Origin of the sequence: Pseudomonas sp. I8001 (genome assembly GCF_013385345.1) — a bacterium.
GTDB lineage: Bacteria > Pseudomonadota > Gammaproteobacteria > Pseudomonadales > Pseudomonadaceae > Aquipseudomonas.
Genome location: NZ_JACAQC010000007.1, coordinates 524,027 through 544,406 on the forward strand (window position 1 = coordinate 524,027; position 20,380 = coordinate 544,406).

The following is a 20,380-nucleotide window of genomic DNA, read 5'->3' on the forward strand; positions in this document are numbered from 1 at the left end:
GGTTCCTACAGTTATTACGCTATTTACGGGTTAACCGATGTTATTCAACCAAGCCTCACGCCTGGCCAAGATCACCAGCCCCCTGGGGCCGGATGTGCTGCTGCTCAATGAAATGGGTGGCGGCGAAGAGCTGGGTCGGCTGTTCAATTTCGAACTGCAGCTGACCTCGCTGGACGCCAACATCGACCTCAACCAGTTGCTGGGCAAGCCCATGAGCCTGAACCTGCAACTGGCGGACGGTGGCGAGCGACACTTCCACGGCATCGTCGCCCGCTGCAGCCAGAACATCGACCAGGGCCAGTTCGCCAGCTATCAGGTGACTTTGCGCCCGTGGTTGTGGCTGCTGAGCCGCACCTCCGACTGCCGGATTTTCCAGAACCTGAGCATCCCGCAGATCATCAAGCAGGTGTTTCGCGACCTGGGTTTTTCCGACTTCGAAGACGCCTTGAGCCGCCCGTACCGCGAGTGGGAATACTGCGTGCAGTACCGCGAGACCAGCTTCGATTTCGTCAGCCGCCTGATGGAACAGGAAGGCATCTACTACTTCTTCCGCCACGAGCAGGACCGCCACGTGCTGGTGCTGGCCGATGCCTACGGTGCCCACGCCAATGTGCCCGGCTACGCCTCGGTGCCTTACTACCCCAAGGACGAGCAGCAGCGCGAACGCGACCATATGCACAACTGGCACCTGGCGCAGGAAGTGCAACCGGGCTCCCTTGAACTCAACGACTACGACTTCCAGCGCCCCAGCGCGAGCATCGACGTGCGCTCGGCCATGCCGCGCCCGCACACCGCCGGCGACTACCCGCTGTACGACTACCCCGGCACCTACGTCAAAAGCGAAGACGGCGAACACTACGCCCGCACCCGCATCGAAGCCCTGCAAACCCTGCACGAACAAGTGGAGTTCAGCGGCAATGCGCGCGGCCTGGGTTCCGGCCACCTGTTCAGCCTCACCGGCTTCAGTCGCCGCGACCAGAACCGCGAATACCTGATCGTCGGCGCCCGCTACTACATCTCCCAGGAAAGCCTCGAAAGCGGCGGTGGCGCGCCTTCGGCCCAGTTCGAAAGCACCCTCACCTGCATCGACGCACAACAGAGTTTCCGCCCGCTGGCCAACACCTACCGGCCCATCGTCAAAGGCCCGCAGACCGCGCTGGTAGTGGGCCCCAAGGGCGAAGAAATCTGGACCGACCAATATGGCCGGGTCAAGGTGCATTTCTATTGGGACCGCCACGACCAGTCCAACGAAAACAGCTCATGCTGGATTCGCGTATCGCAGTCCTGGGCCGGAAAAAACTGGGGCTCGATGCAGATCCCGCGGATCGGCCAGGAAGTGATTGTGAGCTTCCTGGAAGGCGATCCCGACCGGCCGATCATCACCGGCCGGGTGTACAACGCCGAGCAGACCGTGCCTTACGACCTGCCGGAAAACGCCACCCAGAGCGGGATGAAAAGCCGCTCCAGCAAAGGCGGCACACCGGCCAACTTCAATGAAATCCGCATGGAGGACAAGAAGGGGTTGGAGCAGCTGTACATCCATGCAGAGCGTAATCAGGACATCGTGGTAGAGGTGGATGAAAGTCATTCGGTGGGGCATGACCGGAACAAGAGTATTGGGCATAACGAGACGGTGACGATTGGGAACAATCGAGTGCGCATCGTCAAGCATCAAGACATCCTCTCGGTGGGCCAGAGAAAGACCGACAGCATCAGCCAGAGCTACGTGATTGAAGTGGGCGAAAACCTGCGATTGGTCTGCGGTAAAAGCATCCTGGAGTTGAACGCCAGCGGGCAGATCAACCTGAGTGGCGTAAATATCAGCTTCCACGCCAGCGGCGATGCCGAATTCAATACCGGCGGCGTCCTGCACCTGAACAACGGCGGCGGCCCCGGCGCAACACCCGATGGTCAGGGCATGAAAGCCAGCATCGACGCCAATATCAAAGCCGCGTTCCCCGCGCCTAAAAGCTCCTGACGAGACCTGTTTTCCATGACGTACCGAATTAACGAATTTCAGTTCCAACTGCCGGCCGGCGAGCTGCAGGACGCTACGATCAATATCCTCAAGTTCCCCGAGCTGGGCACTTCCTTGATCATCAGCCGCAGCTTCCTCACCGATGGCGAAACCCTGCACAGCAACTTCGACGAACAGCTCAAACGCCTGGAAAAACAGGTGCAGGATTTGCGCTATCAACCGGGCGTCGGTGTCCGTCTAGGTGCAACAAAGGAAGTAGAAGGCATAGAGCTCCGCAGCCAGTTCAGCAAGGGCAGTGACAAGGTGTTCCAGTACCAACTGGCTCTGGTAATCCCGGGCACACGCAAGATGCTCGCCTTGAGTTATGTGAAGGCAGACAAGCTGGGCGATGCCGAGGCGGCGCACTGGGCGACGATCAAAAACTCATTGTCGTTCGACGCGATTTCCTGATGGGCACCATGCATGTCTGATGCTCTATGGGCCGCTCGCATGGGCGACGCGCTCTCCCACACCTCAATGATGGCCGACATCCTCGGCGGTGTGTTGGAGGTGGCGGCCAATATCGCGATCACTGCAGTAGCGACTGCTGCCGTGGTGGCTGCTACCGGTATCACCGTCGCTACCGGCGGACTCGGATGCGTCCTGCTCGGCGCAGTGGTGGGCACAGTTGTCGGCCTTCTCATGAGCAAGAGCGGGGCGGACAAAGGCCTCACCAATTTATGCGACAGCTTCAGCAACGCCCTGTTTCCGCCCACGGTACAGGCGAATATTCTCACCGGTGCCACCGATACCCTGACCAACAACCTTCCCGCCGCACGTGCCGCGGGGGCGATCAGCTCGCATGTCGCGCCAGCCGGAACCGAACTGGAAGAACCCGCACCCGAACCAGAAGCCAGTTATCTGGATATGGCCGAGAGCTTCTTCTCCCAAATGTGGCGCCCCACGGTGGCTACTCCCACACCAGGAGCCGTGCCCAAGCCTCTGGACTTGGTCACCTGCATGAAGCATCCACCGATGCCTCCGCAGTTCCTGGCCGAGGGTTCGGATAAGGTCACGATCAATGGCCAGCCTGCGGTGCGCAGTGGTGATCGTAGTACCTGCGATGCAACAGTGGTGTCGTCCGGGTTGATTTCATCGAACGTGACCATTGGCGGCGGGTCAGTGGTGGTGCGGGAAATACGCAGTGGCAAGACGCCGGGCGTGGGGTTGGCGGTCACCGCGTTACTGATGCTCAAGGGCGGCAAGGGCAAGTTCTTCAGCAAGTTGCCGTGCATGCTGATTGGCGGGGCTACTTCGATGGCCGTCAGCAGCGCGATGGACGCGATGACCAACGCTGCCATGGGCTCGTCGAATCCGGTGCATGCTGCAACGGGAGCGAAGGTGCTGGGCGGCACCGATGAACTGGATTTTGTACTGCCCGCCATCCTGCCGATTGACTGGCAACGCTTCTACAACAGCCGCGACGAACGCCCAGGCACACTGTTCGGTACAGGCTGGAGTGTGGCTTATGAAGTATGCGTCGAAATCCAACCTCATCCAGAAGGCGGTGAAGCGCTGGTCTACACCGACGAGCAGGGGCGCCCTATCGACATGGGCTCGATCCCGTTGGGGGGGGCGGTGTTCAGCCCCGGCGAAGGGCTCTCTGTGCGTCGGCACCTCAACGGGCAGTTGCTGATTGAAAGTGACGACGGCCTATATCGTTTGTTTGAGCCCACAGCCAACCCGTCGCTGCTGCGCCTGATTCAACTTGGCGACCGCAACGACAACCGCATTCATCTCGACTACGACCAGGCCGGACGCCTGGTACGCCTGCGCGATACCTTCGACTTGGTGCAGGTCGAGTTGATACGCGAACATGAGCACGTCACTCGCGTCGAACGCCTATTCCCAGATCAACGTCGCGAAGTGCTCGTCAGCTACGGCTATGACGCCAGGGCCAATCTGGCAGAGGTGCGCGATGCCTCTGGCCAGGTGCAGCGGCGCTTCACGTACGATGCCGGGCACCGAATGGTGGAGCATCAGTTACCCACCGGGTTGCGGTGCTTCTATGAATGGGCACTGATTGAAAACTCAGAGTGGCGAGTCGTCCGACACTGGACCGATGAAGGTGACTCCTACCAGTTCGACTATGACTTGAAGGCGGGCCTCACCCGTATCATCGACGGCTTACAGCGCGTCAGCACCCGACATTGGAATACTCAGCACCAGATCATTCAATACAGCGATAAGCTGGGGCAAACCTGGCTGTTCGAGTGGAATGACGAACGCCAACTTCTCAGCGCCACCGACCCGCAAGGTGGACGCTATGAATACAAGCATGATGACGCCGGCAACCTGATCGGCGAAACGGACCCGTTGGGCCGCAGCGATTCAACGTTGTGGCTTGAACACTGGGCGTTACCCCTGGTGGAGACCGACGCCGCCGGCAACAGTTGGCAGTATCGCTATGATCCTCGCGGCAATTGCGTTGCCGAAACCGACCCGCTGGGCCACATCACCCGCTATCGCTATGACGCCCACGGCCAGGTCGTGGAAATCATCGACGCCTCCGGTAAAAGCAAAAAACTGCGTTGGAATCCGTTCGGGCAATTGGTCGAACACATTGATTGCTCGGGTTATCCCACGCGTTTCAGCTACGACGAGCGCGGCTATCTGCAGGTGATCACCGACGCGCTTGGCGAGCGCACTCAATTCAGCTACGACCTCCAGGGGCGCTTACTCAGCAACCAACTGCCGGACGGTCGCATCGAGCTGTTTCAACGCGATGTCAGCGGCCAACTCGTGGGGTACACCGACCCTGCCGGACATACCACGCTCTACCAGCACAATCGACGTGGCCAGATAAGCCTGCGCACCGACGCTCATGGCCGGCAGGTGAAGTTCGGCTATGACAGCTATGGGCGCCTGCAAGCACTGACCAACGAGAACGGCGAACGTTATCTCTTTGCCTGGGACGCCGGGGATCGGCTGACTGAGCAGCAAGACCTCGATGGCAGTGCCAAAAGCTACACCTACAATCCACTGGACCATATCACCACGGTGACCGCCACTCCGGCCCCCTACGGCAACGGGCTAGGCCTGGTTCCCGAGACGCCGCCAGCGCCCATTGTCCATCAAATGGAACGTGACGCAGTAGGTCGGCTGATCGCCAAAACCACCGACGATGGGCGCACCGACTACGCCTACGACCCGCTGGACCAGCTCACCGCCGTCACCTTCACCGACCTGCTGGGCAATACCCAAGCCCTTGGTTTCGCTTACGACGCCCTCGGCCAAATGCTTGCCGAACAGAGTTCTATGGGCACCCTGCAGCACCACTACGACGAACTCGGTAATCTTATCCAGACCCAGATACCCGACGGACGCTGGCTCAATCGCCTGTACTACGGCAGCGGTCACTTGCATCAGGTCAATCTCGACGGCCAGGTCATCAGCGACTTTGAACGCGACCGCCTGCACCGCGAAGTACTGCGCACCCAAGGCCGACTCAGCACCCGCAGTGAGTATGACCGCAGCGGCCGTCTACGCTCACGCCAACACCGCCTTACAGGCCTGCCATCGTTGATGCCAGCGACAGCGCAAAAGCAGTTCGAGTATGACCCTGCCGACAACTTGGTCGGCAAGTTCGACCAGCAATCTGCCATACAACATCGCCAACTGCTGCACTACGATGCCACTGGCCGCATCATCGCCAGCCAGGACAGCCTGCACGGCCAGCGCGAAACGTTTGCCTACGATGCCGCCGCCAACCTGCTGGATGGCCCGCAGTCAGGCGCTGGGCTGGTCGTGCATAACAAACTGCTGACCTATCAGGACAAGCGTTATCGCTATGACGCGTTCGGTCGGATGATCGAAAAACGCAGCGCAGCGCGTGGCTTGCAACGCTTCGCCTACGATGCAGAAAGCCGGCTGATTGAAGTGCGCAATGAAAACGGCAGCGTAGTCAGGATGATCTACGACCCGTTGGGCCGACGCATTGAGAAAACCGAACATGGCAACGACGGCTATCCCCTGGGGGAAACCCGGTTTACCTGGGATGGGCTGCGGTTATTGCAGGAGCATAAACACAGCCAGACCAGTCTTTACATCTATGAAGATGAAGGCAGCGAACCCTTGGCTCGCGTTGACGGCACCGGGCCGCTGCAGAAAATCCGCTACTACCACAACGACCTCAACGGACTGCCGGAGCAACTGACTGAAGCTGACGGGCATAATGTCTGGCGCGCGACATATCGTGTGTGGGGCAATACGGTTGAGGAAGTGCGCGAGCCGTACTACATCGAAGAACAGAACCTGCGCTTTCAGGGGCAGTATCTGGACCGGGAGACGGGGCTGCATTTCAATACTTTCAGGTTTTATGATCCGGACGTGGGACGGTTTACGACACCGGATCCGATTGAGTTTGACGGCGGGCTCAATTTTTATCAGTACGCCCCCAATCCAATATCCTGGATTGATCCATGGGGACTGGCCCCCGAGCTTTATTACCTGATTGCGAAAAAGGACGGCTTTTATGACGAGATGGCATGGGGCCATAAAAAGCCAATAGGCCAAGTCTATTTGAAAAAAGGTGAAGTTTGGAAAGTCGGTGAAACCGTCAATCCGAATCGGCGATATACCCAAAAGTGGCTGAAATCCAAAAATCTTGCCTACAAAAGGGTTATGGCAGCACCGACGAAGGGCAATATGCAGGTATGGGAAAGATTAAAAATCGGAAAATATTTTAAACGCCGAGGAAAACTACCCCCGGGCAACAAATGCAGGCACTGACATAAGGAATACTTTATGCGAGTCGATACGACATCGGACTCACCGAGTTGGACAAAGGTCTTTGAAATCACCGACGAGCTAAATGGCCTGAGTGAGATTCTTGAAAAAAAGTATCCCACCCTCGACTGGGAACTGGCGGTCTGCATGCGATGCCTGCCGAAGAACCTGGAACGAAAAACATTTTGCCGTTATTACGCAAAAGACAAAATGTTCGGTCTGGATATCGCCATGGACGAGGAAGATTTTGTTCCACTGAAAAAAGACATAGCTGCTCAGCGCAAATTAATAGGTGCGGCATTCATTACATTTTTTGTTGAAAGTATTAAGAAATACGAGAAAAAACTCCCCAATCTGCAACCGGTATCGGCGCAACTAATTGCGGATGTACAGCAATGGTGTATTGAGAACGAGTGGACAGCTTGAAGCTCAACGATTGAGCAAGGATTGCCCACCCACAAAAAATGGGCACCCGACCCAGTCGGCGTGCCCATTTTTTATCCCGCGCTCGCACTCGCATGTGCGTAGCGCAGGCTTCTTTACTTACGGATTGACGCTGTCTTTAAGCGACTTGCCTGGCTTGAACGCAACGGTGTTGCTCGCCTTGATTTTCACCGGCTCGCCGGTTTGCGGGTTTTTGCCGGTGCGGGCGCCGCGGTGGCGCTGCAGGAAGGTGCCGAAGCCCACCAGGGTGACGCTGTCCTTGCGATGCAGCGCGCCGGTGATTTCTTCGAGTACGGCGTTGAGTACGCGGTTGGCCTGTTCTTTGGTCAGGTCTGCTTTTTCTGCAATAGCGGCTGCGAGTTCTGGTTTACGCATAAGTGAAGCCTCTTTGACGGTTTTTTGTTGTTATGTCCGTGCTGCTCTCTATCGGAGCAGCGCCCAAGGCGCCGCAGGCTCTACTCTGCGGCAGACGGGAGTGAGGATGGCATGCCATCGGGGCCTGCGCCAGTCTCACGGCGACCTTTCTACGGTCAAAATGATGCTTATTCCGACAGAACGACCAGCATTTACGCCAGCAGCGGCGGAAGTTCTTTGTTGAGGGCCAGTTTTTCCATCACGGCCGTGCCGGTCAGGGCGTAGCCCAGCAGTCGGCCGCTGGCGTCGCGGCACAGAGCCTTGATGTCGCCGCCCTGCCCTTCGACGCTCCACACACCTTCGGTGCCCCGTGGCGGTGGCGAGACGACCAGCGGGCAGATCGGGGTTTTTACCGTGACGGGCATCGGACCGTAGCTGACGGCCGTCGCGTTACCCGCCAGGGTCTGGGCCAGGGCGCGGGCGCAGCTCATCAGGGGCATTACGTACAGCAGGTTCAGGCCATCGACCTCGGCGCAGTCGCCCAGGGCGTAGATGTTGGCGTGGGAGGTCTTGAGGTGGCGGTCGACCATGATCCCGCGGTTGATCTGCAAGCCGGCGGCGGCGGCCAGGTCGACACGCGGGCGCAGGCCGATAGCAGACACCACCAGGTCACACTGGATCACTTCGCCATCAGACAGGTGGGCTTCCAGGCCGTCAGCGGTGCGCTGCAGGCGATTGAGCACCGGGCCCAGGTGGAAACGCGCCCCCAGGCCTTCCAGACCGGCCTGCACCGCTGCGGCGGCTGCCGGGTGCAGCAGGGTCGGCATGACTTGCTCGCACGGCGCCACCAGGTCGATCTCGTAGCCGCCGAGGATCAGGTCGTTGGCGAACTCGCAGCCGATCAGCCCGGCACCCAGCAACAGCACCCGGCGTTTTCCGGCCGCAGCGGCACGAAAGCGTGCGTAGTCTTCGAGGTCGTTGATCGGGAAAATCAGCTCGGCGGCGTCGCCCTGTACCGGCACCCGCACGGTTTCTGCGCCCCAGGCCAGGATCAGGTCGCGATAGGCCACCGCTTCCTCACCGATCCACAAGCGCTTGTGGCCCGGGTCGATGCCACTGATGCGGGTGTGGGTACGCACTTCGGCCTTCAGTTGCTCGGCCATGGCGCCCGGTTCAGCCATGCTCAGGCCATCGGCTTCCTTGTTCTTGCCAAAGCCTGTGGAGAGCATGGGCTTGGAGTAGGAGCGCCCGTCATCTGCGGTGATCAGCAACAGCGGGGTTTCGCTATCGAGCTTGCGAAACTCCCGAGCCAGGTTGTAACCGGCCAAACCCGTGCCGACGATCACGACAGGTGCGTTCATTCCTTTCTCCTTGTAGTTAGTACGGTTCTTGAATTGCGATTTAAATCAGCAATCAGCCGATTTCGATCATTTCGAAATCCATTTTGCCCACGCCGCAGTCCGGGCACAGCCAGTCTTCGGGGACGTCCTGCCACAGGGTGCCCGGCGCGATGCCGTCATCCGGCCATCCGTCTTTCTCGTCGTAGATCAGGCCACAGACGACACATTGCCACTTCTTCATTACTTGTTTCCTCAGGTCCAGGCGCGTTGGCCGACGGTCGATAGATGCAACCTTGCCGTGCGGCTCAGGGCGTTTTGTACTGATCAGCAGGCGCAGATGCAAGCATGATCGACGCATGGCCCTGGCGCACTCCGGCAAAAGTCCAGGGCACCATGGTAAGCTCGCCGCCTCATTAACTGCCAATAATGACCCTCCGTGCCGCATTCAAACGCCCTTCCCGATGCTTGCCGATGGCTGACCCAGAGCCTTCTGAGCCCACTGCCCGCGCCGCTGACACTCAACTGGCTGTTCGATGAAGGTTCGCTGACCCGGCGCCTGACGCGCCTGTCCGACGATGGCTTCAGCGTGACGCCGTTGTTCGAAGGCTGGCAGCCACTGCGAGACGACGAATGCGCCACCCTGGACTTGCCCGCCGCCAGCATCGGCTGGGTGCGCGAGGTGTATTTGCGTGGCCATGGCCAGCCGTGGGTGTTTGCCCGCAGCGTGGCGGCCCGCAGCGCCTTGCAGGGCGACGGCTTGCACATGGATGAGTTGGGCAGCCGGTCTCTCGGGGAATTGCTGTTTTGTGACCACGCCTTCACGCGCCAGGCCATCGAGGTACGCCGCTACCCACGGGAATGGCTGCCCCCGGCGGACCAGGCCGATCACCTGTGGGCACGCCGCTCGCGCTTCGACCGCGGGCCGCTGAGCGTGCTGGTGGCCGAGATCTTCCTGCCCACCCTGTGGCAAGCCGTGCACGACCATCCGGAGCGTTTCTGATGTACCAGCGCCTGCTCAAATCCCTGAATCACCTGAACCCAAGGGCCTGGGACTTCATCCAGTTGACCCGCATGGACAAGCCCATCGGCATTTACCTGCTGCTATGGCCCACGCTGTGGGCGCTGTGGATTGCCGGCAAGGGTTCACCATCGCTGCTCAATATCCTGATCTTCGTGCTCGGCGTGGTACTCACCCGGGCCGGCGGTTGCGTCATCAATGACTGGGCCGATCGCAAGGTCGACGGCCATGTGAAGCGCACCGAACAGCGCCCGCTGGTCAGCGGCAGGATCAGCTCGAAAGAGGCCCTGGTGTTCTTCGCGGTGCTGATGGTCATCAGTTTCCTGCTGGTGCTGCTGACCAACTCCATGACGATCTGGCTGTCTCTGGGCGGCCTCGCGCTGGCGGCCAGCTACCCGTTCATGAAGCGCTACACCTATTACCCGCAGGTGGTATTGGGCGCGGCGTTCTCGTGGGGCATGCCGATGGCGTTCACCGCCGAGACGGGCAGCCTGCCCGCCGCGGCATGGCTGTTGTACATCGCCAACCTGTTGTGGACGGTGGGATACGACACGTACTACGCCATGACCGATCGCGACGATGACCTGAAAATCGGGGTCAAATCCACCGCGATTCTGTTCGGCGATGCCGACCGGGTGATCATCCTGACCCTGCAGGGCCTGGCACTGGTGTGCCTGTGGCTGGCGGGGATGCGTTTTGAGCTGGGCGGCTGGTTCCACCTGGGCTTGCTGGCGGCGGCCGGGTGTTTTGCCTGGGAGTTCTGGTACACCCGGGACAAGGACCGGCTCAAATGCTTCAAGGCGTTTTTGCACAACCACTGGGCCGGGTTGGCGATTTTTGTCGGGATTGTCGCGGACTACGGGTTTCGGTGAGAGGCCAGGCCCCTCACCCTTACCCGGCTCACATCAAGGCTTGGCGACCTTCCACGCCCCGTCCATTTTGCCTTCGCCGGTCATGTCACCGGCCTTCTTGTCCATGATGAAGGTGTAGAGCGGCTTGCCGCTGTAGGCCCACTGGCTTTTCTGGTCGTCACGGGTGATCACGGTCCACTTGCCCATGGGCTTGTCGGTGGATTCGGCCATCAACGGCGGCCAGTTGGTGGCGCACTTGTCGTTGCACATGGATTTGCCATCAGCGTCCTTGGCAAAGGTGTAGAGGGTCATGCCGTTGTGGTCCACCAGCATCCCGTCCTTGGTCATCGCCGGGTCTGCCGCAAACGCCAGTGTCGGCAGCGTTAACGCGGCCGTTACCAGCAGGGCTTTCCAGGAAAAAGTACTGTGAGTCATGGGAACCTTCCTTTTGTGGTTGTCAGGATTCGGACCCAAAGCGTAGTCCAGAGAGGCAAGGATTGCCCAAGCGACTAAATTACTGTCACACGACTGCAATAATTCCGTTATCTAATGCGGCGCAAGACAGTTAAATGACAAGAGGATTTAGCATGGTTGGCAGGAGCATTCTGATCGTTGACGACGAAGCGCCCATTCGCGAGATGATCGCCGTTGCGTTGGAAATGGCCGGCTATGACTGCCTGGAGGCGGAGAACTCCCAGCAGGCCCATGCCATTATCGTCGACCGCAAGCCGGACCTGATCCTGCTGGACTGGATGCTGCCCGGCACCTCCGGCATCGAACTGGCCCGCCGCCTCAAGCGTGACGAGCTGACCGGGGATATCCCGATCATCATGCTCACCGCCAAGGGCGAAGAGGACAACAAGATCCAGGGCCTGGAAGTCGGCGCCGATGACTACATCACCAAGCCCTTTTCCCCACGGGAACTGGTCGCCCGTCTGAAAGCCGTTCTGCGCCGTGCCGGCCCCACCGATGGTGAAGCGCCTATCGAAGTCGACGGCCTGATCCTTGACCCGATCAGCCACCGCGTGACCATCGACGGCAAACCCGCCGAGATGGGCCCCACCGAATACCGCCTGCTGCAATTCTTCATGACCCACCAGGAGCGCGCCTACACCCGCGGCCAACTGCTGGACCAGGTCTGGGGCGGCAATGTGTATGTGGAAGAGCGCACCGTCGACGTGCATATCCGCCGCTTGCGCAAAGCCTTGGGCGACGCTTACGAGAATCTGGTACAAACCGTGCGCGGCACCGGCTACCGGTTTTCCACCAAAGGCTGAGCCAGCCCGAACTGCCCAGACAGCTGAAAGGACGCGTGTTTAAGTGAACCAAAACTGGCATGGCACCCTGATCCGCCACATGCTCCTGTTGATCACCGGCTGCCTGCTGGTGGGCCTGGTCAGCGGCTATTACGGCTGGAGCCTGGCCGTCGGCCTGGGCCTTTACCTGGGCTGGACCCTCAAGCAACTGCTGCGCCTGCACGAATGGCTGCGCCAGCACAAACCCGACGAAGCACCACCCGACGGCTACGGCCTGTGGGGCGAGGTGTTCGACAGCATCTACCACTTGCAACGCCGCGACCAGCGTGTACGCGGGCGCCTGCAAGCGGTGATCGACCGGGTGCAGGAGTCCACCGCCGCACTGAAAGACGCGGTGATCATGCTCGACAGCGACGGCAACCTGGAATGGTGGAACCGCGCCGCAGAGACCTTGCTGGGCCTCAAGACGCCCCAGGACAGCGGCCAGCCGGTGACCAACCTGGTGCGCCACCCGCGTTTCAAGGAGTATTTCGAGCAGGACAACTACGAAGAAGCCCTGGAAATCCCGTCACCGACCAACGACCGCGTGCGTATCCAGCTGTACCTGACGCGCTACGGCAATAACGAACACTTGATGCTGGTGCGCGATGTCACACGTATCCATCAGCTGGAACAGATGCGCAAGGACTTCGTCGCCAACGTCTCCCACGAACTGCGCACACCGCTGACAGTGATCTGCGGTTATCTGGAGACGCTGCTCGATAACGTCGAAGACGTGAACCCGCGCTGGACCCGTGCCCTGCAACAGATGCAGCAGCAAGGCTCGCGCATGCAAACCCTGCTCAACGACCTGCTGTTGCTGGCCAAGCTGGAAGCCACCGATTACCCCTCGGACAACCATCCGGTGCCGGTGCAAAGCCTGTTGCAGACGATCAAGAGCGACGCCCAGGCATTGTCCGGGCAGCGTGAACAGCAGATCACCCTTGAAGCCGACCCATCGATACTGCTCAAGGGCAGCGAGGGCGAGTTGCGCAGCGCGTTTTCCAACCTGGTGTTCAACGCCGTCAAATACACCCAGGACAAAGGCAACATCCGCATCCGCTGGTGGGCCGACGACCAGGGCGCACACCTCAGCGTGCAGGACTCCGGGATGGGCATCGACGCCAAGCATTTGCCGCGCCTCACCGAGCGTTTCTACCGCGTCGACTCCAGCCGCAACTCCAACACCGGCGGCACCGGGCTCGGCCTGGCCATCGTCAAACATGTGCTGCTGCGCCATCGCGCGCGGCTGGAAATCAGTAGCGTGCTCGGCCACGGCAGTACCTTTACCTGCCATTTCCCGCCGGCCCAGGTGACACGTTCCCGGGTCCTTCATCAGGACGAGTGACCCTCCGCCCGGCAGCCGCCACTAGGCAAGCGCCCCGTCAGCCGCTACATTGGCGGACTTGCGCCTGCCTTTCAGGCCCACCTGCTCACCCTTTTCGATTAGACGGAACCCGCAAAACCCCATCATGGACCCTTCCCCTGGCATCACCCTCGCGACACTCTTCGCCGACTTCGGCATGATTCTTTTTGCACTGATCCTGGTACTGCTCAACGGCTTTTTCGTTGCGGCGGAATTTGCCATGGTCAAACTGCGCTCGACCCGGGTCGAAGCCATCGCCCACAAGAACGGCTGGCGCGGGCAGATCCTGCGCACCGTACACAGCCAGCTCGACGCCTATCTGTCGGCCTGCCAGTTGGGTATCACCCTCGCCTCCCTGGGCCTGGGCTGGGTCGGTGAGCCGGCCTTCGCGCACATCCTCGAGCCGTTGCTGGGCGCGATCGGTGTGCAGTCGCCGGAAGTGATCAAGGGCGTGTCGTTCTTTGCCGCCTTCTTCGTGATCTCGTACCTGCACATCGTGGTCGGTGAACTGGCGCCCAAGTCCTGGGCCATTCGCAAGCCCGAGTTGCTGTCGCTGTGGACCGCCGTGCCGCTGTACCTGTTCTACTGGGCCATGTACCCGGCGATCTACCTGCTCAACGCCAGTGCCAACGCCATCCTGCGCATCGCCGGCCAAGGCGAGCCTGGCCCGCACCACGAGCACCATTACAGCCGTGAAGAACTGAAACTGATCCTGCACTCCAGCCGTGGCCAGGACCCGAGCGACCAAGGCATGCGCGTGTTGGCCTCCGCCGTGGAAATGGGCGAGCTGGAAGTGGTGGACTGGGCCAACTCCCGGGAAGACCTGGTGACCCTGGACTTCAACGCACCGCTCAAGGAAATCCTGGCGCTGTTCCGTCGCCACAAGTTCAGCCGCTACCCGGTGTACGACGCCGTGCGCAACGAGTTCGTCGGCCTGCTGCACATCAAGGACCTGCTGCTGGAACTGGCGGCCCTGGACCACATTCCCGAGTCGTTCAACCTGGCCGAACTGACCCGCCCGCTGGAACGCGTATCGCGCCATATGCCGCTGTCGCAACTGCTCGAACAGTTCCGTAAAGGCGGCGCGCACTTCGCCCTGGTGGAAGAGGCCGACGGCAAGGTCATCGGCTACCTGACCATGGAAGACGTGCTGGAAGTACTGGTAGGCGACATCCAGGACGAACACCGCAAGGCCGAGCGCGGCATCCTCGCTTACCAGCCGGGCAAATTGCTGGTGCGTGGCGACACGCCGCTGTTCAAGGTGGAGCGCCTGCTGGGCGTCGACCTGGACCACATCGAAGCCGAAACCCTTGCCGGGCTGATCTACGACACCCTGAAACGAGTGCCGGAAGAGGAAGAAGTGCTGGAAGTCGAAGGCCTGCGCATCATCATCAAGAAGATGAAAGGGCCGAAGATCGTGTTGGCCAAGGTGCTATTGCTCGACTAGGGCACACCCCCTGTAGGAGCGAGCTTGCTCGCGAAGGACGTTAACAATAACGCTGGGACCCTGACACCCGGCAGCGCCCTCAGGTTTTTCGCGAGCAAGCTCGCTCCTACAAAAGCCTTACCGCGTGCCCAGCGCAAAGTTGGGCAACGCCTGCACCGGCTGGTTGAATTCATAGGGAATCGACACCAGCCCCGACGCCGTCGTGCGCTGCACCACAAAATGCAGATGCGGCCCGCTGCTGTTACCGGTATTGCCCGACAGCGCCAGCGGGCTGCCCACCGCCACGCGCTGCCCTTCCCTGACGCTGACCGACCCTTGCTTGAGGTGCAGGTACACGCCTTGCGTGCCGTCATCGTGCTGCACCCGCACGAAATTGCCCGATGGATCGCTGCCGCGCCCGCTCTGCTCGTTCTCGGTTTTCAGTACGACACCGCCACGTGCCGCGATGATTGGCGTGCCTTCAGGCATGGCAATGTCCATCGCATAACGGCTTTTGAGCTCGGAGTGGCTGAAGGTACCGTTCGGGCCTTGGGTGAGACGGAACGGCCCGCCACGCCAGGGCAAGGGATAACGATAGGAAGCGGGTTGCGAAGGATATACAGGCTTGGGAATCACCCGCTCCTGATACACAAACGCCTGTGCCCCGGGCGTGTACCGGTCGCTGAAGACCACAGCGCCGTCGGCGTCGATGGATTTGTAGAGGGTCATGGACATCGCCGGCATGACAACGGCGAACAGTCCACACAACAGCAGTGAGCGCACGAGCATCGGGTTGGCCTGCCAGGGACGACTGGATGGCAGGCTAACAAGGGATCATGACAGTGCTATGTGAACCAAACACTAACCCTGTGGCGAGGGGGCTTGTCCCCCGTTGGGCTGCGCAGCGGCCCCAGTAGAGTTATCGCGCAGGGTCAGGCAGAACTCAATTACAGGGTTTGGGGCCGCTACGCAGCCCAACGGGGGACAAGCCCCCTCGCCACAGGTTTTTTGGAGACCCCATCAAGTCACGCACCCGGCACAAAATGCTTCTGTGCGGTCCCGCGGGCGATCAGCCGCGAAATGTAGTCAAGCTTCTGCGCATCCTGGTCGATAAACCGGAAGGTCAGTTGCAGCCAGTCACTGTCGGGCTTGGGCTCGTAGGCCACGACGGCATGCAGGTAGCCATTCAGACGCGCCACTTCAGCGTTCTCACCCTGCTCCAGGTCGAGCACGGCGCTTTCCAGTACCTGAGGCAGGATTTCACCACGACGCACCACCAGCAGCGCCTCCTTGATACTCAGGGCCTTGATCACACACTGCTGAGTGCCACTGGACAGGCGCAACTGGCCCTGGCCACGACCGCTGGCAGGCGACGCTGCCGCAGCCACCTGCACCGGCGGGCTGTTGAGCAGGCCTTTGCTGGGCGCGGCCACCGGGGCCGGCTTGACTGCGTCAGGCTTGCCACCAGTGAGGGCGCTGAGGGAATCGTTACCGAACGCCGAGTTCATCTTGGTCGGTGCGCTGGCGATCAGCGCGTCGAGGCGGCCAATCTTGTTCAGTGCCTGCTTGACCTTGTTCAGCAACTGCTCGTTGGTGAATGGCTTGCTGACGTAGCCGGAAACCCCGGCCTGGATCGCCTGCACCACGTTTTCCTTGTCGCCACGGCTGGTCACCATGACGAAAGGCATGGCTTTGAGATGAGACTGTTCACGGCACCAGGTCAACAGTTCCAGGCCGGACATTTCCGGCATTTCCCAGTCGCACAGCACCATGTCGAAGGTTTCGCGCATCAGGATGGCCTGGGCCTTTTTGCCGTTCACCGCATCTTCGATCTTGATCCCCGGGAAGTAGTTACGCAGGCACTTCTTCACCAGGTCGCGAATAAACGAGGCGTCATCCACCACCAATACACTGACTTTGCTCATCGACCCTTCATCCTATAAAAACCCCGGCAAGCATAACGCTTCGCTGATGGCGTTTTGCCAAAAATTCCAACACCACAAACGAAAACGCCCGACCAAAGGCCGGGCGTTTATTTCTCGGGCAATCTTACTTATCGTCAGGAACGCCCGGAACATTAGGGATTTGATCGGTCGTACCTTCAACTTCTGCTTTCATCCGCTTGAGACCCATGTGCCGCACGTCAGTACCCCGCACCAGGTAAATCACCAGTTCCGAGATGTTGCGTGCGTGGTCGCCGATGCGTTCCAGCGAACGCAGTACCCAGATGATGCTCAGTACCCGTGAGATAGAGCGCGGGTCTTCCATCATGTAGGTCGCCAGTTCGCGCAGCGCCGTCTTGTATTCGCGGTCGATGGTCTTGTCGTATTGGGCCACCGACAACGCCAGCTCGGCGTCGAAACGGGCAAACGCGTCGAGGGCGTCGCGAACCATGTTGCGCACCTGGTCACCGATGTGGCGCACTTCGACATAACCACGCGGCGCTTCGCCTTCCTCACACAACTGGATGGCGCGGCGGGCGATCTTGGTGGCTTCGTCACCGATGCGCTCCAGGTCGATCACCGACTTGGAGATGCTGATGATCAAACGCAGGTCGGACGCCGCCGGCTGACGACGGGCCAGGATGCGCAGGCATTCTTCGTCGATGTTGCGTTCCATCTGGTTGATCTGGTCATCGATCTCGCGCACTTGCTGGGCCAGGCCCGAGTCGGCCTCGATCAGCGCGGTGACGGCGTCGTTGACTTGCTTCTCCACCAGCCCGCCCATGGCCAGGAGGTGGCTGCGCACCTCCTCAAGCTCGGCGTTGAACTGCGCGGAGATGTGATGGGTAAGGCCTTCTTTGCTAATCATGTTGGCGTCCTTGGAACGTCCAGTAAGGTGCGGTCGACCGCAGCATCAGTTCAGTGAGCAACCAGCCACCTGCTAGCCGTAGCGACCGGTGATGTAGTCTTCGGTCTGCTTCTTCGCCGGGTTGGTGAACAGGGTATCGGTGTCGCCAAATTCCACCAGCTTGCCCATGTACATGAACGCGGTGTAGTCGGAAACCCGCGCCGCCTGTTGCATGTTGTGGGTCACGATGACGATGGTGAACTTGGATTTCAGTTCGTAGATCAGCTCTTCGACTTTCAACGTGGAGATGGGGTCGAGTGCCGAGCACGGTTCATCGAGCAGCAGCACTTCCGGCTCCACGGCGATGGTGCGGGCGATCACCAGACGTTGCTGCTGGCCGCCGGACAAACCGAGGGCCGACTCGTGCAGGCGGTCCTTGACCTCGTCCCACAGCGCCGCGCCTTTCAGTGCCCACTCAACGGCTTCGTCGAGGACGCGCTTTTTGTTGATGCCCTGGATGCGCAGGCCGTAGACCACGTTTTCGTAGATGGTCTTGGGAAACGGGTTGGGCTTCTGGAACACCATGCCCACCCGGCGCCGCAGCTCGGCCACGTCTTCGCCCTTGCGGTAGATGTTGGTGCCGTACAGGTTGATCGCGCCCTCGACGCGGCAGCCGTCCACCAGATCGTTCATCCGGTTGAAGGTGCGCAGCAGGGTCGACTTGCCGCAACCGGACGGGCCGATGAAGGCGGTCACGCGCTGCTTCGGAATGTTCATGCTGACGTCGTACAGCGCCTGCTTGTCGCCGTAGTACAGGCTCAGGCCCGGGACTTCGATGGCCACGGTTTCCTGGGCCAGGCTCAGGCTCTGCTTGTCGCGACCCAGGGCTGACATGTTGATGCCGTGGGAATGGGTTTCATGTTGCATGGGATGCTCCCTGTGCTACCAATTCGTTTTGTGGGAGCGGGCTTGCTCGCGAAGGCGTCAGGTCAGTTGACCCATGTATGACTGATACACCGCATTCGCGAGCAAGCCCGCTCCCACATTTAGTCCGCGTTCACTTCAATTAACTGTCCAGCGCTTTGTATTTTTCGCGCAGGTGGTTACGAATCCACACCGCCGACAGGTTGAGCGTGGCGATCACCAGCACCAGCAGCAAGGCGGTGGCGTACACCAGCGGCCGCGCGGCTTCGACGTTGGGGCTCTGGAAGCCGACGTCATAGATATGGAAGCCCAGGTGCATGATCTTCTGGTCCAGATGCAGGTACGGGTAGTTGCCGTCCACCGGCAGCGACGGCGCCAGTTTCACCACACCCACCAGCATCAGCGGCGCCACTTCACCGGCGGCGCGGGCCACGGCGAGGATCATGCCGGTCATCATCGCCGGGCTGGCCATCGGCAGCACGATCTTCCACAGCGTTTCCGCCTTGGTCGCGCCCAGTGCCAAAGAACCTTCACGTACGGTGCGAGGAATCCGCGCCAGGCCTTCTTCAGTGGCCACGATCACCACCGGTACCGCCAGCAGCGCCAGGGTCAGGGACGCCCAGAGCAGGCCAGGCGTACCGAAGGTCGGTGCCGGCAAGGCCTCGGCGAAGAACAGCCGGTCAACCGAGCCGCCCAGTACGTACACAAAGAAGCCAAGGCCGAACACGCCGTAAACGATGGCGGGTACACCGGCCAGGTTGTTCACCGCGATGCGGATGATCCGCGTCAGGGTGTTCTGCTTGGCGTATTCACGCAGGTACACCGCCGCCAGCACGCCGAACGGGGTCACGATCATCGCCATGATCAGGGTCATCATCACGGTGCCGAAGATCGCCGGGAAAATCCCGCCTTCGGTGTTGGCTTCCCGTGGATCGTCGCTGAGGAATTCCCAGACCTTGCTGAAGTAGAAACCAACCTTGGTCATGTAGCCCATGGCGTTCGGCTGGTAAGCGTGCACCACCTTGCCAATGCCGATTTCGATTTCTTTGCCGTTGGCATCGCGGGCGGTCAGGCTGTCGCGGTTGAACTGGGTGTGCAGGTCGGCCAAGCGGGCTTCGATATCCTTGTAGCGGTTGTTCAGTTCGGCGCGGCCGCTGTCCATGTCGGCCTGGGCGGTGGCGTCCAGCTTGCCTTCCAGCTCCAGTTTGCGACCGTGCAGGCGGATGCGTTCGAGGCCGGCGTTGATGGCGCCGATGTCGGACTTCTCGAGGGTCTTGAGCTGGGCCGCGAGCTTGTTGACGCGGTCTACGCGGGCTTGCAGTTCCGGCCAGGCCGCCTCGCCTTCGGCGATCACCTTGCCGTCCTGCTTGACGTTGACCAGGGTGCCGTAGAAGTTGCCCCACTCACGACGCTCGATGGCCATCAACTCGACCGGCTTGGTCTGGTTGGTCAGCCACTCGCCGACGATCCAGGTGAAGTCATTGCCGTTCAAGTCACGGTTGCCGACCTTGATCAGCTCGCGGGTCATGAACTCCGGGCCTTGGTCCGGCACCGGCAAGCCAGCGCTTTTCAGGCGCTCGCGGGGCACTTCTTCTTTCTGCACCACTTCGCCGACGACGATGTGATTTTCCTGGCCCGGCACGTTGTAGTTGGCCTGGATCAGGTCGGCCGGCCAGAAGTGGCCCAGGCCACGCACGGCAATCACGGCCAGCAAACCAATGGTCATGATGACCGCGATGGACACCGCGCCACCGCTGATCCAGACGCCCGGGGCGCCGCTCTTGAACCATCCATTCAGGGAGTTCTGTTTCACAGACTTCTACCTTT

18 protein-coding genes are annotated in these 20,380 nt (G+C 60.5%); 9 read left to right on the forward strand and 9 right to left on the reverse strand.

Annotation, left to right across the window (positions count from 1 at the left end; translation table 11 throughout):
* Window positions 1-37 precede the first annotated feature (37 nt).
* The 4 genes from HX839_RS06985 to HX839_RS07000 are packed head-to-tail and all read left to right on the forward strand — an operon-like array spanning window position 38 to window position 7,171.
* Window positions 38-1,978 carry a type VI secretion system Vgr family protein gene (locus tag HX839_RS06985; RefSeq protein WP_003213354.1) on the forward strand — a complete coding sequence of 647 codons (1,941 nt, stop codon included), beginning with the start codon at window positions 38-40 and terminating at the stop codon, window positions 1,976-1,978.
* Window positions 1,979-1,993: 15 nt separating this feature from the next.
* Window positions 1,994-2,428 carry a DcrB-related protein gene (locus HX839_RS06990; protein WP_003213356.1) on the forward strand — a complete coding sequence of 145 codons (435 nt, stop codon included), beginning with the start codon at window positions 1,994-1,996 and terminating at the stop codon, window positions 2,426-2,428.
* A 12-nt stretch (window positions 2,429-2,440) separates the two neighbouring features.
* Window positions 2,441-6,748 carry an RHS repeat-associated core domain-containing protein gene (locus HX839_RS06995; protein ID WP_177020306.1) on the forward strand — a complete coding sequence of 1,436 codons (4,308 nt, stop codon included), beginning with the start codon at window positions 2,441-2,443 and terminating at the stop codon, window positions 6,746-6,748.
* Between the two features lie 15 nt (window positions 6,749-6,763).
* Window positions 6,764-7,171, forward strand: a complete 408-nt coding sequence (locus tag HX839_RS07000; protein WP_003213360.1) for a hypothetical protein — start codon at window positions 6,764-6,766, stop codon at window positions 7,169-7,171.
* 117 nt (window positions 7,172-7,288) lie between these two features.
* Here HX839_RS07000 and HX839_RS07005 read toward each other — a convergent pair whose 3' ends face one another.
* The 3 genes from HX839_RS07005 to HX839_RS07015 form a co-directional block, all read right to left on the reverse strand.
* The gene (locus HX839_RS07005) at window positions 7,289-7,564 is read right to left on the reverse strand and encodes an HU family DNA-binding protein (RefSeq protein ID WP_003213368.1); all 276 of its coding nucleotides are present in this window, start codon (window positions 7,562-7,564) and stop codon (window positions 7,289-7,291) included.
* A gap of 191 nt (window positions 7,565-7,755) precedes the next feature.
* Entirely contained in the window at window positions 7,756-8,904 is a 1,149-nt protein-coding gene (locus HX839_RS07010) for an NAD(P)/FAD-dependent oxidoreductase (protein ID WP_003213371.1), read from the reverse strand.
* A 52-nt stretch (window positions 8,905-8,956) separates the two neighbouring features.
* Window positions 8,957-9,124, reverse strand: coding sequence for a rubredoxin (locus HX839_RS07015; RefSeq protein ID WP_003213373.1), 168 nt, complete (start codon window positions 9,122-9,124; stop codon window positions 8,957-8,959).
* Between the two features lie 195 nt (window positions 9,125-9,319).
* Between HX839_RS07015 and HX839_RS07020 the strand changes: the two genes are divergently transcribed.
* Window positions 9,320-9,883 carry a chorismate lyase gene (locus HX839_RS07020; protein ID WP_008439472.1) on the forward strand — a complete coding sequence of 188 codons (564 nt, stop codon included), beginning with the start codon at window positions 9,320-9,322 and terminating at the stop codon, window positions 9,881-9,883.
* Window positions 9,883-10,773, forward strand: a complete 891-nt coding sequence (gene ubiA, locus HX839_RS07025; protein ID WP_003213378.1) for a 4-hydroxybenzoate octaprenyltransferase — start codon at window positions 9,883-9,885, stop codon at window positions 10,771-10,773. Before HX839_RS07020 ends, ubiA begins: the two co-directional genes overlap by 1 nt.
* Before the next feature lie 33 nt (window positions 10,774-10,806).
* Here ubiA and HX839_RS07030 read toward each other — a convergent pair whose 3' ends face one another.
* Window positions 10,807-11,187 carry a hypothetical protein gene (locus tag HX839_RS07030; protein WP_003213380.1) on the reverse strand — a complete coding sequence of 127 codons (381 nt, stop codon included), beginning with the start codon at window positions 11,185-11,187 and terminating at the stop codon, window positions 10,807-10,809.
* Between the two features lie 152 nt (window positions 11,188-11,339).
* Here HX839_RS07030 and phoB point away from each other — a divergent pair, with 152 nt between their 5' ends.
* The 3 genes from phoB to HX839_RS07045 all read left to right on the forward strand — a co-directional run bounded on the left by phoB (window position 11,340) and on the right by HX839_RS07045 (window position 14,860).
* Window positions 11,340-12,029, forward strand: coding sequence for a phosphate regulon transcriptional regulator PhoB (phoB, locus tag HX839_RS07035; RefSeq protein ID WP_003195617.1), 690 nt, complete (start codon window positions 11,340-11,342; stop codon window positions 12,027-12,029).
* A gap of 43 nt (window positions 12,030-12,072) precedes the next feature.
* Window positions 12,073-13,395 (forward strand): phosphate regulon sensor histidine kinase PhoR, encoded by a 1,323-nt coding sequence (gene phoR / locus HX839_RS07040; protein ID WP_008439473.1) that lies wholly within the window; start codon window positions 12,073-12,075, stop codon window positions 13,393-13,395.
* Window positions 13,396-13,519: 124 nt separating this feature from the next.
* A complete protein-coding gene (locus HX839_RS07045; protein ID WP_003213385.1) occupies window positions 13,520-14,860 on the forward strand; it encodes a hemolysin family protein in 1,341 nt (446 codons plus the stop codon).
* A gap of 117 nt (window positions 14,861-14,977) precedes the next feature.
* Here the strand turns inward: HX839_RS07045 and HX839_RS07050 are convergent, their stop codons facing one another.
* The 5 genes from HX839_RS07050 to pstA all read right to left on the reverse strand — a co-directional run bounded on the left by HX839_RS07050 (window position 14,978) and on the right by pstA (window position 20,366).
* A complete protein-coding gene (locus HX839_RS07050; protein ID WP_008439474.1) occupies window positions 14,978-15,628 on the reverse strand; it encodes a M23 family metallopeptidase in 651 nt (216 codons plus the stop codon).
* Between the two features lie 236 nt (window positions 15,629-15,864).
* Window positions 15,865-16,764, reverse strand: coding sequence for a response regulator (locus HX839_RS07055; protein ID WP_177066890.1), 900 nt, complete (start codon window positions 16,762-16,764; stop codon window positions 15,865-15,867).
* Between the two features lie 124 nt (window positions 16,765-16,888).
* The gene (gene phoU, locus HX839_RS07060; RefSeq protein ID WP_003213392.1) at window positions 16,889-17,650 is read right to left on the reverse strand and encodes a phosphate signaling complex protein PhoU; all 762 of its coding nucleotides are present in this window, start codon (window positions 17,648-17,650) and stop codon (window positions 16,889-16,891) included.
* Between the two features lie 72 nt (window positions 17,651-17,722).
* Window positions 17,723-18,556, reverse strand: coding sequence for a phosphate ABC transporter ATP-binding protein PstB (pstB, locus tag HX839_RS07065; RefSeq protein ID WP_003213395.1), 834 nt, complete (start codon window positions 18,554-18,556; stop codon window positions 17,723-17,725).
* A 139-nt stretch (window positions 18,557-18,695) separates the two neighbouring features.
* Complete coding sequence (pstA, locus tag HX839_RS07070) at window positions 18,696-20,366, reverse strand: phosphate ABC transporter permease PstA (protein ID WP_008439475.1); 1,671 nt, start codon at window positions 20,364-20,366, stop codon at window positions 18,696-18,698.
* Between the last annotated feature and the right edge of the window lie 14 nt (window positions 20,367-20,380).

Bases quoted from the DNA above. Each gene is read 5' to 3' on its own strand.
- HX839_RS07050 (WP_008439474.1), bottom strand. From the start codon at position 15,628: ATGCTCGTGCGCTCACTGCTGTTGTGTGGACTGTTCGCCGTTGTCATG.
- HX839_RS06985 (WP_003213354.1), top strand. From the start codon at position 38: ATGTTATTCAACCAAGCCTCACGCCTGGCCAAGATCACCAGCCCCCTG.
- HX839_RS07000 (WP_003213360.1), top strand. From the start codon at position 6,764: ATGCGAGTCGATACGACATCGGACTCACCGAGTTGGACAAAGGTCTTT.
- ubiA (WP_003213378.1), top strand. From the start codon at position 9,883: ATGTACCAGCGCCTGCTCAAATCCCTGAATCACCTGAACCCAAGGGCC.
- HX839_RS07045 (WP_003213385.1), top strand. From the start codon at position 13,520: ATGGACCCTTCCCCTGGCATCACCCTCGCGACACTCTTCGCCGACTTC.
- HX839_RS06995 (WP_177020306.1), top strand. From the start codon at position 2,441: ATGTCTGATGCTCTATGGGCCGCTCGCATGGGCGACGCGCTCTCCCAC.
- pstB (WP_003213395.1), bottom strand. From the start codon at position 18,556: ATGCAACATGAAACCCATTCCCACGGCATCAACATGTCAGCCCTGGGT.
- phoB (WP_003195617.1), top strand. From the start codon at position 11,340: ATGGTTGGCAGGAGCATTCTGATCGTTGACGACGAAGCGCCCATTCGC.
- HX839_RS07005 (WP_003213368.1), bottom strand. From the start codon at position 7,564: ATGCGTAAACCAGAACTCGCAGCCGCTATTGCAGAAAAAGCAGACCTG.
- HX839_RS07010 (WP_003213371.1), bottom strand. From the start codon at position 8,904: ATGAACGCACCTGTCGTGATCGTCGGCACGGGTTTGGCCGGTTACAAC.
- HX839_RS07055 (WP_177066890.1), bottom strand. From the start codon at position 16,764: ATGAGCAAAGTCAGTGTATTGGTGGTGGATGACGCCTCGTTTATTCGC.
- HX839_RS07030 (WP_003213380.1), bottom strand. From the start codon at position 11,187: ATGACTCACAGTACTTTTTCCTGGAAAGCCCTGCTGGTAACGGCCGCG.
- HX839_RS07015 (WP_003213373.1), bottom strand. From the start codon at position 9,124: ATGAAGAAGTGGCAATGTGTCGTCTGTGGCCTGATCTACGACGAGAAA.
- phoU (WP_003213392.1), bottom strand. From the start codon at position 17,650: ATGATTAGCAAAGAAGGCCTTACCCATCACATCTCCGCGCAGTTCAAC.
- HX839_RS06990 (WP_003213356.1), top strand. From the start codon at position 1,994: ATGACGTACCGAATTAACGAATTTCAGTTCCAACTGCCGGCCGGCGAG.